The sequence below is a fragment of the Methylobacterium sp. UNCCL125 genome (assembly GCF_900116795.1).
GTDB classification, from domain to species: Bacteria; Pseudomonadota; Alphaproteobacteria; order Rhizobiales; family Beijerinckiaceae; genus Methylobacterium; species Methylobacterium fujisawaense.
On record NZ_FPBW01000009.1, the window covers coordinates 126,860 to 141,697 of the forward strand.

General features: G+C 68.2%; 12 protein-coding genes. 6 read left to right on the forward strand and 6 right to left on the reverse strand.

Annotated elements, in window-relative coordinates; translation table 11 throughout:
* The first annotated feature begins 182 nt into the window (after positions 1 to 182).
* A complete protein-coding gene (locus BM396_RS11025; protein ID WP_043380043.1) occupies positions 183 to 3,170 on the forward strand; it encodes an FAD-binding and (Fe-S)-binding domain-containing protein in 2,988 nt (995 codons plus the stop codon).
* A gap of 21 nt (positions 3,171 to 3,191) precedes the next feature.
* Positions 3,192 to 3,872, forward strand: a complete 681-nt coding sequence (locus BM396_RS11030; RefSeq protein ID WP_043380046.1) for a GntR family transcriptional regulator — start codon at positions 3,192 to 3,194, stop codon at positions 3,870 to 3,872.
* 4 nt (positions 3,873 to 3,876) lie between these two features.
* On the opposite strand, the gene BM396_RS11035 is transcribed toward BM396_RS11030, so the two are convergent.
* Positions 3,877 to 4,806 carry a class I SAM-dependent methyltransferase gene (locus BM396_RS11035; RefSeq protein WP_043380048.1) on the reverse strand — a complete coding sequence of 310 codons (930 nt, stop codon included), beginning with the start codon at positions 4,804 to 4,806 and terminating at the stop codon, positions 3,877 to 3,879.
* Between the two features lie 185 nt (positions 4,807 to 4,991).
* Entirely contained in the window at positions 4,992 to 5,645 is a 654-nt protein-coding gene (locus BM396_RS11040; protein WP_043353293.1) for a GntR family transcriptional regulator, read from the reverse strand.
* A gap of 194 nt (positions 5,646 to 5,839) precedes the next feature.
* Between BM396_RS11040 and dctP the strand changes: the two genes are divergently transcribed.
* The 4 genes from dctP to BM396_RS11060 all read left to right on the forward strand — a co-directional run bounded on the left by dctP (position 5,840) and on the right by BM396_RS11060 (position 9,562).
* Entirely contained in the window at positions 5,840 to 6,862 is a 1,023-nt protein-coding gene (dctP, locus tag BM396_RS11045; protein ID WP_043353295.1) for a TRAP transporter substrate-binding protein DctP, read from the forward strand.
* Positions 6,859 to 7,551: a TRAP transporter small permease gene (locus tag BM396_RS11050; RefSeq protein WP_043380051.1), complete on the forward strand. Its 693-nt coding sequence runs from the start codon at positions 6,859 to 6,861 to the stop codon at positions 7,549 to 7,551. Before dctP ends, BM396_RS11050 begins: the two co-directional genes overlap by 4 nt.
* A complete protein-coding gene (locus BM396_RS11055) occupies positions 7,548 to 8,900 on the forward strand; it encodes a TRAP transporter large permease (RefSeq protein WP_043356157.1) in 1,353 nt (450 codons plus the stop codon). The genes BM396_RS11050 and BM396_RS11055 overlap by 4 nt, the downstream gene beginning before the upstream one ends.
* A 194-nt stretch (positions 8,901 to 9,094) precedes the next feature.
* Complete coding sequence (locus BM396_RS11060) at positions 9,095 to 9,562, forward strand: YbaK/EbsC family protein (protein ID WP_043356159.1); 468 nt, start codon at positions 9,095 to 9,097, stop codon at positions 9,560 to 9,562.
* Between the two features lie 9 nt (positions 9,563 to 9,571).
* On the opposite strand, the gene BM396_RS11065 is transcribed toward BM396_RS11060, so the two are convergent.
* The 4 genes from BM396_RS11065 to BM396_RS11080 form a co-directional block, all read right to left on the reverse strand.
* Entirely contained in the window at positions 9,572 to 10,384 is an 813-nt protein-coding gene (locus BM396_RS11065; RefSeq protein WP_043380052.1) for an enoyl-CoA hydratase/isomerase family protein, read from the reverse strand.
* A gap of 24 nt (positions 10,385 to 10,408) precedes the next feature.
* Complete coding sequence (locus tag BM396_RS11070; protein WP_043356163.1) at positions 10,409 to 11,629, reverse strand: CaiB/BaiF CoA transferase family protein; 1,221 nt, start codon at positions 11,627 to 11,629, stop codon at positions 10,409 to 10,411.
* Positions 11,630 to 11,635: 6 nt separating this feature from the next.
* Entirely contained in the window at positions 11,636 to 12,928 is a 1,293-nt protein-coding gene (locus tag BM396_RS11075) for an MFS transporter (RefSeq protein ID WP_043380055.1), read from the reverse strand.
* A 215-nt stretch (positions 12,929 to 13,143) separates the two neighbouring features.
* A complete protein-coding gene (locus BM396_RS11080) occupies positions 13,144 to 14,394 on the reverse strand; it encodes a nitrate/nitrite transporter (protein WP_043380057.1) in 1,251 nt (416 codons plus the stop codon).
* Positions 14,395 to 14,838 lie beyond the last annotated feature (444 nt).

Genomic DNA, 14,838 nt, shown 5'->3' on the forward strand with positions numbered 1-14,838 from the left:
CGGCCGCGGGGTTGAAACATGCGGTGTCCTGAGCAACCCTTGCGACGGCCCTCCGGGCCTACGGCTGCACAGGGCATCGCGAGCCCGCTCTCCAGCGCGACAGCTCGGCCGGTTTGCTCTGCACTGAATTTTGAATACATTTCCCGTCAGGTGGGCATGTCCCATCACGGGAGGGATCGATCGTGACGGAAGCGAGGGCGCATGCCCCGGCGCCGCGGGCCGCGGCGCGCCTGGAAGCCGGATTGCCGCGCAGGCTGGCGGAGCAGCTCCAGGGCGAGGCGCGGTTCGACGCGTTCACGCGTGGACGCTACAGCACGGACGCGTCGATCTACCAGATCATGCCGGCCGGCGTGGTGCTGCCGCGCTCCGCGGCCGACATCGCCGCAACCCTGCGCATCGCCGCCGAATACGGCGCGCCGGTGATCCTGCGCGGCGGCGGCACGTCGCAGAACGGCCAGCCGATCGGGTCGGGCCTGGTGGTCGACTGCTCGCGGTACTTCAACGCCGTCCGGGCCTACGATCCGGAGGCGGGCACGATCACGGTCCAGCCCGGCATGGTGCTGGAGCGGCTGAACGCCCGGGTGAAGGCCGACGGATGGTTCTTCCCCGTCGAGCCCTCGACGGCGACCCGCTGCACCATCGGCGGTATGGCGGGCAACAATTCCTGCGGCGCCCGCTCCCTGCGCTACGGCAAGATGAGCGACAACGTCCTGGCGATGGAGGCGCTGTTCCACGACGGCGAGGCCTTCGGCTTCGGACTGACCGGTGACGTCCGGTCGGGCGTGAACGGCTCGGATCGGGCGGCGGCGCTGGCCGCGAGGATGCGCGGCCTCGCCGAGGATCACCGCGCCGAGATCGAGGCGCGCTTCCCGAAGGTCCAGCGCCGCGTCGGCGGCTACAACCTCGACGCGCTGATCGAAGCGCAGCCGAACCTCGCGCACCTGCTCGTCGGATCCGAGGGCACGCTGGCCGCGACCACGGCGGTGACGCTGAAGCTCTCGCGCCTGCCGACGCACCGGGTGATGGGCGTGTGCCACTTCCCATCCTTCCGGGCCGCCATGGAGACGACCCGGCACATCGTCGGCCTGAACCCGGTGGCGGTCGAGCTCGTCGACAACAACGTCCTCGTGCTCGGCGCCGATATCCCGCTGTTCCGCACAACGCTGGCCGACATCACCCGCGGACAGCCGAACTGCCTGCTGCTCACCGAATTCGCCGGCGACGACCTCGCCGCCGTGACGCGCGACCTGAAGCGCCTCGACGCCTGCATGGCCGATCACGGCTTCCCGGACGCCGTCGTGGAGGTGGTCGAGCCCGCCCGCCAGAAATCGGTGTGGGAGGTTCGCGAGGCCTGCCTCAACATCATGATGTCCATGAAGGGCGACGCCAAGCCGGTCTCCTTCATCGAGGATTGCGCCGTCCCGCTGGAGCACCTCGCCGATTACACAGACGCGGTCACGGCGGTCTTCGCCAAGCACGGCACCCGCGGCACGTGGTACGCCCACGCCTCGGTGGGCTGCCTGCACGTTCGCCCGATCCTCGACATGAAGGAGGCTGGCGACGTCCGCCGGATGCGCGCGATCGCGGAGGAGACCTCCGAGCTGGTGCGCCGCTACAAGGGCTCGTATTCCGGCGAGCATGGCGACGGCATCTCACGCTCGGAATACATCGAGCCGCTGTTCGGCTCGGTCCTGACGCGCGCCTTCGAGGACGTGAAGGACGCGTTCGATCCCGAGAACCGCCTCAACCCCGGCAAGATCGTGCGTCCGCTCGCGATGGATGACCGGTCTCTGTTCCGCTTCAAGCCCGACTACACGGTGACGGAGCCGATGAAGCCGGCGCTCGACTGGTCGGATTGGGGCGGCTTCGGCTCCGCCGTCGAGATGTGCAACAACAACGGCACCTGCCGGAAGCTCGCCGGCGGCGCCATGTGCCCGTCCTACCGGGTGACGGGGGAGGAACAGCACCTCACGCGCGGCCGCGCCAATTCCCTGCGGCTCGCCATCTCCGGCCAGCTCGGTAAGGAGGCCTTCACCAGCCCGGAGATGAAGCGGACTCTCGATCTCTGCGTCTCCTGCAAGGCCTGCCGCCGGGAATGCCCGACCGGCGTGGACATGGCCAAGATGAAGATCGAGTTCCTGCACCATTACCACGCCCGCCACGGGCTGCCGCTCCGCGAACGGCTCATCGCCATGATGCCGCTCTATGCCGGGGCGGCCGCGAAGCTCGCGCCGTTCCTCAACCTGCGCGACCGGTACCCGGCCCTCGCGGCCCTGTCGGAGCGCGTCGCCGGCCTGTCGGCTAGGCGCTCGTTGCCGCGCTGGCGTAGGCCCTGGAGCGAGCAGGGCGAACCCGCGCATACCCACGACGTCGCGGGGGATTTCCGCGACGTGATCCTCTTCGGCGACACCTTCAACCGTGCCTTCGAGCGGGAGAATCTCGAGGCGGCCGAGCGCGTGCTGCTGGCCGCGGGCTACCGGCTGCATCGGGTCTATCCGGCCCGCGGCCGGCGCCCGCTCTGCTGCGGCCGGACGTGGCTCTCCGCCGGCCAGACGGACCGGGCCCGGCTGGAGGCGCGCCGAACCCTCGACGCGCTTCTGCCCTTCGTCCGCGCGGGCGCGCGGGTCGTCGGCCTGGAACCATCCTGCCTGCTCACGTTCCGGGACGAGTTCACAGCGCTCCTCCCCGGTGCGGATTCGGCGCTTCTGGCGCGGCAGTCCGTCCTGTTCGAGGAGCTGCTGGCGGCAGACCTGACGGCGGGCCGGATCGCGCTACCGTTCGCGGATCAGGGCGGGCGCGTCGCGCACCTGCACGGCCATTGCCACCAGAAGTCGTTCGGCGTGATGGGCTCGGTGGAGACGGTGCTCCGGGCCGTGCCGGGGCTCGACCTACGGGTCGTCGAGTCGAGCTGCTGCGGCATGGCCGGCGCCTTCGGCTATCGGCCGGAATCCATCGAGACATCCTTCGCCATGGCAGAGCTGTCGCTGTTCCCGACCCTGCGCGCCGCCGGGCCGGACGATCTCGTGATCGCCGACGGGACGAGCTGCCGACATCAGATTCACGATGGCCTCGGTCTCGAGGCGGAACATGTGGCTCGCGTTCTCGATCGGGCCCTCGTGCCTCGACACTCCATTGCCGGAGACTTACACATACACAACAGGTCGCACTGATCTGGTTTGTGTCGGGGGACCATGAACAAGATCGAGCCCGGGATCGGCATCAGCCGCCGCTACCTCCACGACGAGGTCGCGGACCGGATGCGGGAGCTGATCCGGTCCGGGGAGATGGAGCCGAAGGCCCGGATCAACGAGAGCGAGCTGACGGAGCGCTTCGGGATCTCGCGGACCCCGCTCCGCGAGGCGATCAAGATCCTGGCGACGGAAGGGCTGCTCGAACTGCTTCCGAACCGCGGAGCGCGGGTCGCCAGCATCTCGGAGACCGAGCTCGAGGAAATGATGGAGGTGATCGCCGGGCTCGAGGCGACCGCCGGGGACCTGGCCTGCCGCACCATCACCGACGCCGAGATCGACGCCCTCGCGGTCGACCATAACGCGATGGTGGCGGCCTGGCAGTCGGGCGACGAGGCGGGCTACTTCAGCCATAACCGCCGGATCCACGAAGGCATCATGGCGGCCAGTCGCAACGTCATTCTGGCGAATATCTATGAGAGCCTGTCCGGCCGGATCCAAAGGTCGCGGTATTCCGCGCACCAGACCCCGGATCAGTGGGCCCGCGCGGTCTCCGAGCACGAACGGATGATCGAACTCCTCCGTGCCCGGGACGGCGCTGCCCTGGCCGTCCTGATGCGCGAGCATATCCGCGGGAAGAAGTCCGTCATCGCCGCCAATTACGGCGCGGCGGAGGTTGCCTGAAGGCTCAGCCCGGCATCCCCGTCATCTCGAACCAGAACGACGCGCCCGGGGTGCGGGAATCGTTCGCGTAGAGGAACGGAATGTCCGGTCCGGTCGCGCGGGCGGCAAAGACCGTCTTCACCCGGGCGCTCATCGCCGGGTCCTGACAGATATACATCACCGGCACGGTCACGCGGAACGGCGGAGCGCCGCACAGCAGCATCGCGGCCAGAAGATACTGCTCGTTGTACAGGCGGCAATTCCAGGCTGACGGATAATCGTCCGGAATGAAGATGTCGTGGATCTGTACGATCACGCCCGGCGCGAGGCGCGGCATCACCTCGAAGAAGAACACCGTGACGTCGGAGTTCGCGAAGGACCGATGCGATCCATCGAAGAACAGGATGTCCCCGGCCTTCAGTTCCTCGAAGATCTTCAGGTCGCAGGATTCCAGCGGGCTGCGGACGGTCCAGTCGCACAGGGCGTCGATCTCGTGGCGTGGCATCGGATCGATGGAGGTGATCCGCGTCGGCAGCTTCAGCGTGTCGATCGCGTGGCGCGCGAAGCACGTCGAGCACCCGGAGCCGATCTCGAAGTATCGTTCAGGGCGCTTCCAGGCCAGCATCGTCAGCAGGGCGGCGCCGTCGAGGGCGGTGAACCACGTGTTGTTCCAGTGCGGTGCAGCCGAACCCGCAGCGTGCGCGTCGTGCGGGACGCTGTGGAGCAGGTCGGCCTGCGCTTCCAGGGCGGTGAGGAACGCCTCGTAGGCCGCATGGTTCTGGCCGAGGACGGCTTTGAGCCGGCCGTGCGGCGCCTGGCCCGGCTTCCACCGCGCGGACGGCACGACCGGGTAGTAATCGTGGACCGTATGACTCCAGCGGAAGGCTTCGCCGCTCGCCCGGAAGATATCCACCCCCGCGCGTCGGCCGGCAGTCCTGACAACGTCCTTCAGCATGGTGCCTCCCGGGTTCCGGGTGAAGGATGCCGGGATCGCAACTTCTGGTCGAGTTCGGTGGACCACCTACGCAGTCCGACCTGATTTCACGGTTAGGAGGCGATGAAGACGCACCGGCTTCGCGGCCCGCTGCGGGCGGTCTGCGCCGCGGGATGATCGTCAGGCACCCGGAAAGGTCGAAGCTTTCAGGCCGCGCTCTGCGCCCGCAACCCCGCGACCAGATCGGTGAACCGGTCACCCTGGACGATGACGTGGCTCCGGAGCGCCTCGGCCGCCCCGACTTCGTCTCCGGCGATGATGGCAGCGACGATCGCTTCGTGTTCGGCGAGCGATTGCGGCAAGCGCTGGCGCACGCGCAGCTGCAGACGCCGATACGGCGCGAGACGGCGGTGCAGGGACAGCGCCTGCTCCGCCAGGAAGGCGTTGCGGCTGGCCCGATACACCACCGTATGGAACACGTAATTCTCGGCATAATAGGCCTCGGTATCCTCCGTCGACAGGGCCCCGCGGCAGCCTTCGAGGGCGGCGCGCAGCGCGGCGGCATCCTCGGCCACGAGGCGGCGTGCGGCGAGGCGACCGCACGCTGCCTCGATTTCCGCCATCGTCTCGAACATGGCCAGCAGCAAGTGTGGCTCGGGTGCGCTGACGATGGCGCCGCGCCGGGGCTTCGTCTGGACGAGTCCGGTCACGGCGAGCTGCAGCAGCGCCTCGCGGATCGGCGTGCGCGAGACCCCGAAACGGGCCGCGAGCTGATTCTCATCGAGCCGCGATCCCAGCGCGAGTTCGCCCGCCACGATCTCGTCCTCGATTCGCTGCCGTAGCCGTTGCGCGTGGCTCATGCGCCTGGTTCCTCCCCCGATCGTCGGGCCGCGCGTCGTCCCGCCCGTTGAGGCCGGCGGATGTCCAACGCACGCGAACATTATGCTGGAGCATTGACAAAATATACAAGGCGGTTTTCCATGCATACAACGAAGCGCCCCACTATTGCGGCGCACAAAACTTTACCGCGTTGTTTGCGGTGCGGGAGAAATCCATGACGCCAACTCGTCGCTCGCTGATCGCGGCCACGCTCGCGGCTCCGGCGGTCCTGCGGTTCGGGCTGGGCTCGGCCCAGGCCGCCACCACGCTGAAGCTGTCCCACCAGTTCCCGGGCGGCACCATCGACGAGGGCGACTTCCGCGACCGCATGTGCCGGAAGTTCGCCAAGATGGTCGGCGAGCGCTCGAAGGGCGCCCTGGACGTCCAAGTCTATCCCGGCTCCTCGCTGATGAAGACGAACGCCCAGTTCGGCGCGATGCGCAAGGGCGCCCTCGACATGTCGCTCTATCCGAGCCCCTATGCCGGCGGCGAGGTGCCGGAGCTGAATATCGGCCTGATGCCGGCGCTGGTGACGTCCTATGCCCAGGCGGTGGCCTGGAAGGCGGCGCCGGTCGGGCGCAAGCTCTCGGAAATCCTCGACGCCAAGGGGATCGTCTTGGTCTCGTGGGTCTGGCAGGCCGGCGGCGTCGCGAGCCGCGAGCGCGCCCTCGTTTCGCCGGCCGACGCCAAGGGCATGAAGGTCCGGGGCGGTTCGCGCGAGATGGACATGATGATGAAAGAGGCCGGCGCAGCCACCCTCTCCATCCCGTCGAACGAATCCTACGCGGCGATGCAGACCGGCGCCTGCGATGCGGTGATCACATCGTCCACCAGCCTGATCTCCTTCCGCCTGGAAGAGCTGTCCAAGGCCCTCACCTCGGGCCGCGAGCGCTCCTACTGGTTCATGCTCGAGCCGATCATGATGTCGAAGATCGTGTTCTCGGGCCTGCCGAAGGAGCAGCAGGACCTGATCATGGCAGTGGGCACCGAGCTGGAAGCCTTCGGCCAAGCTGGCGCCAAGGAGGATGACACCCGGGTCGAGGAGATCTTCTCCAAGGCCGGGGCCAAGGTCGTCCAGGTTGACGAGAAGTCGCTGGGTCAGTGGCGGGACCTCGCCCGCAACACGGCCTGGAAGGATTACGCCGCCAAGAACGCGAACTGCGCGGAACTGCTGAAGCTCGCGGAGCAGGTCGCGTGAGTCACGGCTTCGACGCGGCTACGGCCGCTCCGGAGGCGCGGGGCGCGGCCGAGCCGCGTCTACCCGGCCTGCTCGGCGCCTTCGACCGGACGATGCGCCTGCTGAATCAAGTGATCCTGGCGGTCGGCGGCCTCTGCCTGGTGGCGGCCTGCCTCGTCCTGACCCACAGCGTGGTCGTCCGCTATCTCCTGAAGGAACCGACGGAGTGGCAGGACGAGATGGCGGTGTTCCTGATCATCGGGGCCACCTTCCTGTCGGCCGCCGGCGTCCAGGCCAAGCGCGGCCACGTCGCGATCGAGGCCCTGACCGGTCTCCTGCCGCCGGCCGCCAACCGCGTGCGCCTTCTGCTGGCCGACATCGTCAGCCTCGCCTTCTGCCTGTTCTTCGCTTGGAAGAGCTGGTCGCTGGATCACGAGGCCTGGGTCGACGGGCAGGTCTCGCAATCGACCTGGGGGCCGCCCCTCTGGATCCCCTATACGCTGATGTCCGTCGGGATGAGCCTGCTGTGCATCCAGTTCGTCCTCCAGATTGCCGAGGGCCTGGCCTACGGGCCGCGGGCCGCCGGCTGGGCACAGCCCAAGATCGGGCTCGGGGCCGACGTCAACCGCGACATGCACGGGGCGCCCGAGGTTGCGCCTCGAGGACCGGATCCGATGGGTCAGACCGTTTCCGCGAAGGTTGAACGATGAGCACGGCCGCGATCGGCTTCCTGTACGCGGGCGCGACCCTGGGTGCGATGCTCTCGGGCATCCCCATCGCCTTCGCCCTCGGCTTCGTGGCGCTCGCCTTCATGGTGGCGTTCATGCCCGGCGCCTCTCTCGATACGGTGGCGCAGAACGTCTACGAGGAGATGGCCTCCATCACCCTGCTGTCGATCCCGCTCTTCATCCTGAAGGGTGCGGCCATCGGCCGGTCCAAGGCCGGGCAGGACCTCTACTCGGCCATGCACGCCTGGATGCACCGCATCCCGGGCGGTCTCGGCATCGCCAACGTGTTCGCCTGTGCGCTGTTCGCCGCTATGGCGGGCTCGAGCCCGGCAACCTGCTCGGCGATCGGCTCGGCCGGCATCCCGGAGATGCGCAAGCGCGGCTACTCGCCGGGTTTCGCCGCCGGGATCATCGCGGCGGGCGGCACGCTCGGAATCCTGCTGCCGCCTTCGATCACCATGATCCTGTACGCGGTGGCGGCCGAGCAGTCGCTCGGACGCCTGTTCCTCGCCGGCATCGGACCCGGGCTGCTGCTCGTGGCCCTGTTCGCGGCGTGGTCGATCGTGCGCTTCCGCTCGGAATACGCCGCGGCCAAGGCCGTGATGGAGCGTGGCGGACCGGCCTCGCCGATCCTGGCCGACGATCAGTACAGCATGGCGCAGCGCTTCTCGACGCTGCCGCGGGTCCTGCCCTTCGTGGTCCTGCTCACCGGCGTGATGGTGGCGCTCTACGGCGGCTACGCCACGCCCTCGGAAACCGCGGGTCTCGGCGGCCTGATGGCGCTGGCGCTCATCGCCGCGATCTACGGCGTCTGGCGGTTCCGCGACGTCACGCCGATCCTGACCGCGACCCTGCGGGAATCGACCATGCTGATGCTGATCATCGGCATGTCGCTGCTCTACGCCTACGTGATGAGCTACCTGCACATCTCGCAATCGGCCGCCGCAGCGATCGTCGCGATGCAGCTCTCGCCCTGGCTGCTGCTGCTGACCATCCTGGCATTGGTGATCGCCCTGGGCTTCTTCCTGCCGCCGGTCTCGATCATCCTGATGACGGCGCCGATCATCCTGCCGCCGCTCAAGGCCGCCGGCTTCGACCTCGTGTGGTTCGGCGTGGTGATGACCATCACCATGGAGATGGGCCTGATCCACCCGCCGGTGGGCCTGAACATCTTCGTCATCAAGAACATCGCCCCCGACATCCCGCTGTCGGACATCATCTGGGGGACGCTGCCCTTCGTGATCCTGATGGCGGTGGCGATCCTGATCCTGTGCCTCGTCCCGGGCATCGCCCTGTGGCTCCCGGACCTGCTGCTGGCGACCACACGGTAGGCGGACCGAAGCATCGATTCCTCAGGCAGGCCCTTCTCCGTCCGGGGAAGGGCCTGCCGCATGCCGGGGTGCAGCCGCGCGAGCGCCGCCTCCCACGCACCGGCGGGTCGCGTCCAGGCGATGGCTGAAGCGTGCCGGTGCGCCTATGGCAGCGGGCTTCCCGCACTGCCCTGATCGAAGCTTCGGAACGAATCATGAGTCTCGCATCCGTGCGCGCCTTCTTCGCCGAGAAGGCGCCCGACATCGCGGTCATCGAGCTCGAGGCCAGCACCGCGACCGTCGCCGAGGCGGCCGAGGGCCATGGCGTCGCCCCGGCGCAGATCGCCAAAACCCTGTCGATCCGCGTGGGCGATCATGTCGCTCTCGTCGTCACCCGTGGCGACGCGCGTCTCGACAACAGGAAGGCCAAGGCCGTCTTCGGCGGCAAGGTGAGGATGCTCGATCTCGGCGAGGTCGAAGCGGTCACCGGCCACCCGGTGGGCGGCGTCTGCCCGTTCGGCCTGGCCACGCCCCTGCCCGTCTACTGCGACGTCTCGCTCCAAGCGTTCGACGAGGTGGTGCCGGCCGCCGGCGGCACCCACAGCTCCGTGCGGATCGCGCCGACGCGGATGGCCGCGTTGACGGATGCCGCGTGGGTCGATGTCTGCGCGCTGCCGACCTGAGGGCTGCCCTCAGCGCCCGGTCCAGTTGGGCGAGCGCTTGCCCAGGAAGGCCTCCATGCCTTCGCGGAAATCCTGGCTCATGTAGCACATAAGGATCAGGTCATCGCCGGGATGTGGCGCGCCCTCGGCGACCGCCTCCTCCTCCGCCAGCCGCCGGAGCCCTTCCTTGGTCGCCTGCATGGTCAGCGGCGCGTGGTTGGCGAGGAGCTGCGCCAGGGTATCGACCCGCTCGGTGAGCGCGGCGCAATCGGCGACCACTTCGCCGACGAGGCCGATGGCCAGCGCCTCCTCGGCCCCGACCAGGCGGGCGGTGAAGATGATGTCCTTCACCCGCGCCGGCCCGATCAGACCGGAAAGCCGCTTCAGATTGCCCTGGCTCAGGCAATTGCCCAGCGTCCGGGCGATGGGGAAGCCGAAGCGGGCATCGCGGGTGGCGATGCGGAGGTCGCAGGCCGCCGCGATGGCCGCGCCGCCGCCCGTGCACGCACCCGCGATGGCCGCGATGGTCGGAACCCGCAGCCGCTCCAGGGAGCCCAGCACCTTGTCCATGAACCGCTCGTAGCCCAGCGCATCCTCCGCCGTGCTGAAGCTGCGGAACTGGGCGATGTCGGTGCCGGCCGCAAAAGCCTTCTCGCCGGCACCGGTGATGATCAGCGCCTTGATGGCCGGATTGCCGGCGATCGCCTCGCAGCAGGTGATCAGGCCCTGATACATCGCGAAGGTGAGCGCGTTGCGGGCCTGCGGCCGATTCAGGACGATGCGGGCGATGCCGGCCTCATCGGTCGTGAACAGCAGTTCGTCGGTGGCGGGCGTGGCACTCATGCGCGGGGTCTCCGGGTGGCGGGGTCAGGCCGCGGTCTCGCGGACCACGCCGCGCGCAATCAGCGCGTCGATCTCGGCCGAGGCGTATCCGGCCTCCGCCAGGATCGCCCGGGAATGCTCGCCAAGCAACGGGGCCGGCCCATGCACGCGCCCCGGGGTCTCCGAGAACTTGACCGGCAGGCCGAGGGTCTTCATGCGGCCGACCCGCGGGTGTTCGACCTCCACCACCATCTCGCGGGCGAGGGCCTGCGGATCCCGGTGCATGGCGTTGACGTCGAGCACCGGCCCGGCCGGGACGCCGCCGGCTTCGAGCCGGGCGAGCCATTCGGCCGAGCTGTGGGCCCGGAAGATCGGCGCGAGGGTACCGGCGAGGTCCTGCCGGTTGATCATCCGGTCGCGGTTGACGGCGAAGCGCGGATCATCGGCGAGGGCCTCGGCGCCGATCGCCTTCAGCAGGCGCAGCCAGTTGGTCTGGTTGGCCGCCCCGATCGTGATCCAGCCATCGGCGGTCTCGAAGGCCTCGTAGGGCGCGTTCAGCGGATGGGCCGAGCCCATCGGTCCCGGCGCGATCCCGGTCGCCATGGCGATGGCCGATTGCCAGTAGGTGTGGGTGATGCCGGCCTCGAACAGCGAGGTGTCGACAGCCTGGCCCTTTCCGGTCCGGAGCCGGTTCGAGTAGGCCGCCAGAACGCCCATGGCGGCCAGGATGCCGGCGGTGATGTCGGTGACCGGAGGTCCGCACTTCATCGGGGGGCGCCCCGGGCCCTCCCCCGTGATCGACATGAGCCCGCTCATGCCCTGCGCCACGAGGTCGAAGCCGGCCCGCTCCGCATAAGGACCGGTGCGGCCGAAGCCGGAGAGCGAGCAGTAGACGAGGGCCGGGAATTCCTCGCGCAGCGTCTCGTAGCCGATCCCGAGGCGCTCCATCGTGCCGCCGCGGTAGTTCTCGATCAGCGCGTCGGCCCCCTTGAGCAGGCGGCGCAGGACCGCGACACCGTCCGGATCCTTCAGGTCGAGACTGATGCCGCGCTTGCCGCGGTTCATCATCATGTAGGCGGCGCTCTCGCCTTCCAGGGCCGGCGGAACGGTGCGACGCGTGTCGTCGCCGTCCATCTTCTCGACCTTGATCACCTCCGCGCCCATGTCGGCGAGCATCAGCCCGCAGACCGGACCGGCCATGATGTGGGCGAGTTCGATCACCCGCATCCCGGCGAGCGGACCGGACCGTTTCATCGCTTCCGCCATCGCGCGCTACTCCCCGGCCGCCACGGAGCCCACGCGACCATCGAGTGGCGGGGCGGGATCCACGAATTCCCGCTCGGGGTGCATCGTGAAGGCCAGCGCCGCACCGAGCAGGCACAGGCCGATCGAACCGACGAAGGGCAGCGTCCAGCTCCCCGTCATGTCGACGATCACGCCGAAGACGATCGGCGAGACGATCGCGGCCACGGCCGAGCCGGTATTCATCAACCCGCTGGCGGTGCCGGCATATTTCGGCGCGATATCCATCGGCACGGACCAGATCGGCCCGATGACCAGCTCGGCGAAGAAGAAACCTGAGGACAGGAGCAGCGCCACCAGGGTCAGATCCCGCGTCATGAAAACGCCGGCGAGGCTCGCAGCGGCGCCGAGGAACCCGACGACGATCACCGACAGGCGGGCGAGCTTCACCTTGCCGGTCCGGTGCAGGATGGCGTCGCTCATCATGCCGCCAACCGTGTCGCCCACCACGCCGGCGAAGAACACGCCCGAAGCGAACAGCGCCGAGTTCTTCAGGTCGAGGCTGTAGTTCTCCTTGAAGAAGCTCGGCAGCCAGCCGAGGAACAGCCACAGGGTCCAGCCGTAGCAGAAATACGTGATGGTGACCGGCAGCATGCGGCGGGTCAGAGCGCCCCACGGGACGCTCTGCTTCGCCCCGACCTTGCGGGGCGGCGGCAGCGTGTCGAGTTCGGCCCGGGTGATCGCCGGATGGTCGGAGGGATCGTCGCGGAAATACAGCCACCAGATCGCCACCCAGATAAAGCTCACGGCGCCGAGGATCACGAAGCTGGTCCGCCACCCGAAATGGAAGATCAGGAAGGCGACGATCGGCGGCGCCACCGCGTTGCCGAGGCGCGCGAAGGCGTGGGTGATGCCCTGGGCGAAGCCGCGGCGGCCGGGCGCGGTCCAGTTCTGCATCGCGCGGGTGGCGGTGGGGAAGGTCGCGCCTTCGCCGAAGCCGAGCAGGACCCGGGCCAGGAACAGGCTCACTAAGCCGCCGACCATTCCGGTCAGGATCGTCGCGGCGGCCCAGATCACGCCGCAGGCCAGCAGCGTGCGTCGGGCGCCGAACTTGTCGCCGACCGACCCGCCGATCACTTGGAAGATCGCGTAGGGATACGCGAAGGCAGACAGAATCAGACCGAAATCGGTCTTCGACATCCCGAAATCGCGCATGATCTCTGCGCCGGCGGTCGCGATGTTCACCCGGTCCAGATAGGTGATGAAATACATCACGCAGAGCAGGCCGAGCACGCCGTTCGTGGCGCTGATGCGCTTCGACATCGACCGTTCCTCCCATCGGGGCGCCGCCGCTGGCGGTCGCCGGGCGCCTCGGCTGATGGACCGGACGCTCTTTCATAATGCATTATTCAAACGCGTCGCGCGGCAGAACGCAACCGCCGACTTGTATCCGGCGCGCGATCGATCCGGTCGCCCCAACGGAAAACGGGGGCCGCCCGGGCCCCCGTTCTGGGTGATCGCGTTCGCGACGCGGGCTGTCAGGCCGTGACGGGCTGCAGCTGGTTCTGTTCGGCTTCGGTCGCTGTGCCCAGGGCCTTGCCGCGAGGCCCGACCCAGCTTCCGACCCACTTCCGCTGCCAGAGGGCGAGGCAGCCGAGCACGACCGCCGTGAAGGCGGCGTAGCCGATGAAGCCGATGGAGAACGACCCGGTATACTGCTTGGACAGGCCCATGACGTTCGGAAGGATGGCGCCTCCGAGGGCCCCGATCTCGCCGATCATCGAGCCGGCGACGGCGGTGTTGTTGGGCCACCGCAGGGGAACGAGCTGGAAGAGGGCGCCGTTGCCGGCCCCAAGCGCCGCGAAGCACAGCATGAACAGGATCGTGGTCAATGCCAGCGACGGGGTCGCCGTCAGGGACAGGAGCGTGGCGATCGCCGCGAGCAGCACCACCGACAGCACGGCGATCCCGCCCATCCGATCGGCGAAGTAGCCGCCGACGATCCGAATCCCCGAGCCCATGAAGGCCGCCAGCATGGTCAGGCGCCCGGCCTCGACCTTCGTCACGGCGAACTGCTCGTAGAAGAAGGTCGGCAGGAAGTTCGACAGGCCGATGAAGCCGCCGAAGGTGATGACGTAAATCAGCGAGAACGCCCAGCCGTCCTTGGTGAAGAGGCAGGAGACGTGTTCCTTGAACGACTGGTGCTCGCAATCCGGCGGCTCCTTGGCGAGCACGATCATGATCGCCAGCGGCAGGAGCATGACGATGCCGGCGAAGGCGTAGGTGGTCTGCCAGCCATAGGCCTGCGCCAGCGGCGGGGCGAACAGCACGGCCAGCACGGTGCCGGAATTGCCGGCGCCCGCGATGCCCATCGCCAAGCCCTTGTGCTCCGGTGGGAACCATCCGGATCCGAGGGACAGTGCAACGCCGAAGGACGCGCCGGCGATGCCCAGCAGGACGCCCATGGCGAGCACGTCGTTGTAGGACGAGACGAAGAGATATCCGTAGGCCATCGCCAGCATGATCACGCTCATCTCGGTGATCGCGGCATTCTTGCGGCCGATATACTGGGCCAGAATTCCAAGCGGGAAGCGCATCAGCGCCCCGGCGAGGATCGGAAGGGAGATCATGAAGCCGGTCTGGGCCGGCGTGAGCTTGAAGGTCTCGGTGATGAACGGGCCCATGGCGCCGTTCAGGACCCAGATGGCGAAGCAGAAATCGAAATAGAGGAATGCCGCGAACAGCGTCGGGGGGTGACCCGACTTCATCACCGTTTTGAAGCTGGCCATAGCTGGTGCTCGTCGAAAGGAGGCGAACCGCTGCGCGGTCGCTCATGCCGGGGATCCGGACTCACACCGTCCGCTGTTTGGAGCGCCGTTGCTCCGCCGCCGCAGCAGGCGCGGCTGATCCGGCAATGCAGCATGCGTGCCACGTTGTGTTTGATGCGCGACGCGCCGATCGCCCCAAACGGTCGGACCCGGGATCGGTTCGGAATCGATCCAACCGCTGCCGTTCATCGAGGCAGGCCTGCCGAGTAAACGGGCGGCCGGACGGCGCCATCACGGATCGGTGAGCGCCGCAGCCGTAATGGTTGCTGCATGCGGGCAACACAGGGGCGGAGAAACGGTCCGGAAGACCCTGTAAATTGCCTTCGATCACGGTCGGCAACTTGGCGGCAAAGCGTGAGTTTTGCTAAGCCCCGGGACGAGCTCCGCCGCGACTTCGTGCAGGCC

What these genes read in the sequence shown, in the direction of transcription:
- BM396_RS11030 (WP_043380046.1), top strand. Translation starts at nt 3,192, where the DNA reads ATGAACAAGATCGAGCCCGGGATCGGCATCAGCCGCCGCTACCTCCAC.
- BM396_RS11035 (WP_043380048.1), bottom strand. Translation starts at nt 4,806, where the DNA reads ATGCTGAAGGACGTTGTCAGGACTGCCGGCCGACGCGCGGGGGTGGAT.
- BM396_RS11040 (WP_043353293.1), bottom strand. Translation starts at nt 5,645, where the DNA reads ATGAGCCACGCGCAACGGCTACGGCAGCGAATCGAGGACGAGATCGTG.
- dctP (WP_043353295.1), top strand. Translation starts at nt 5,840, where the DNA reads ATGACGCCAACTCGTCGCTCGCTGATCGCGGCCACGCTCGCGGCTCCG.
- BM396_RS11055 (WP_043356157.1), top strand. Translation starts at nt 7,548, where the DNA reads ATGAGCACGGCCGCGATCGGCTTCCTGTACGCGGGCGCGACCCTGGGT.
- BM396_RS11060 (WP_043356159.1), top strand. Translation starts at nt 9,095, where the DNA reads ATGAGTCTCGCATCCGTGCGCGCCTTCTTCGCCGAGAAGGCGCCCGAC.
- BM396_RS11065 (WP_043380052.1), bottom strand. Translation starts at nt 10,384, where the DNA reads ATGAGTGCCACGCCCGCCACCGACGAACTGCTGTTCACGACCGATGAG.
- BM396_RS11070 (WP_043356163.1), bottom strand. Translation starts at nt 11,629, where the DNA reads ATGGCGGAAGCGATGAAACGGTCCGGTCCGCTCGCCGGGATGCGGGTG.
- BM396_RS11075 (WP_043380055.1), bottom strand. Translation starts at nt 12,928, where the DNA reads ATGTCGAAGCGCATCAGCGCCACGAACGGCGTGCTCGGCCTGCTCTGC.
- BM396_RS11080 (WP_043380057.1), bottom strand. Translation starts at nt 14,394, where the DNA reads ATGGCCAGCTTCAAAACGGTGATGAAGTCGGGTCACCCCCCGACGCTG.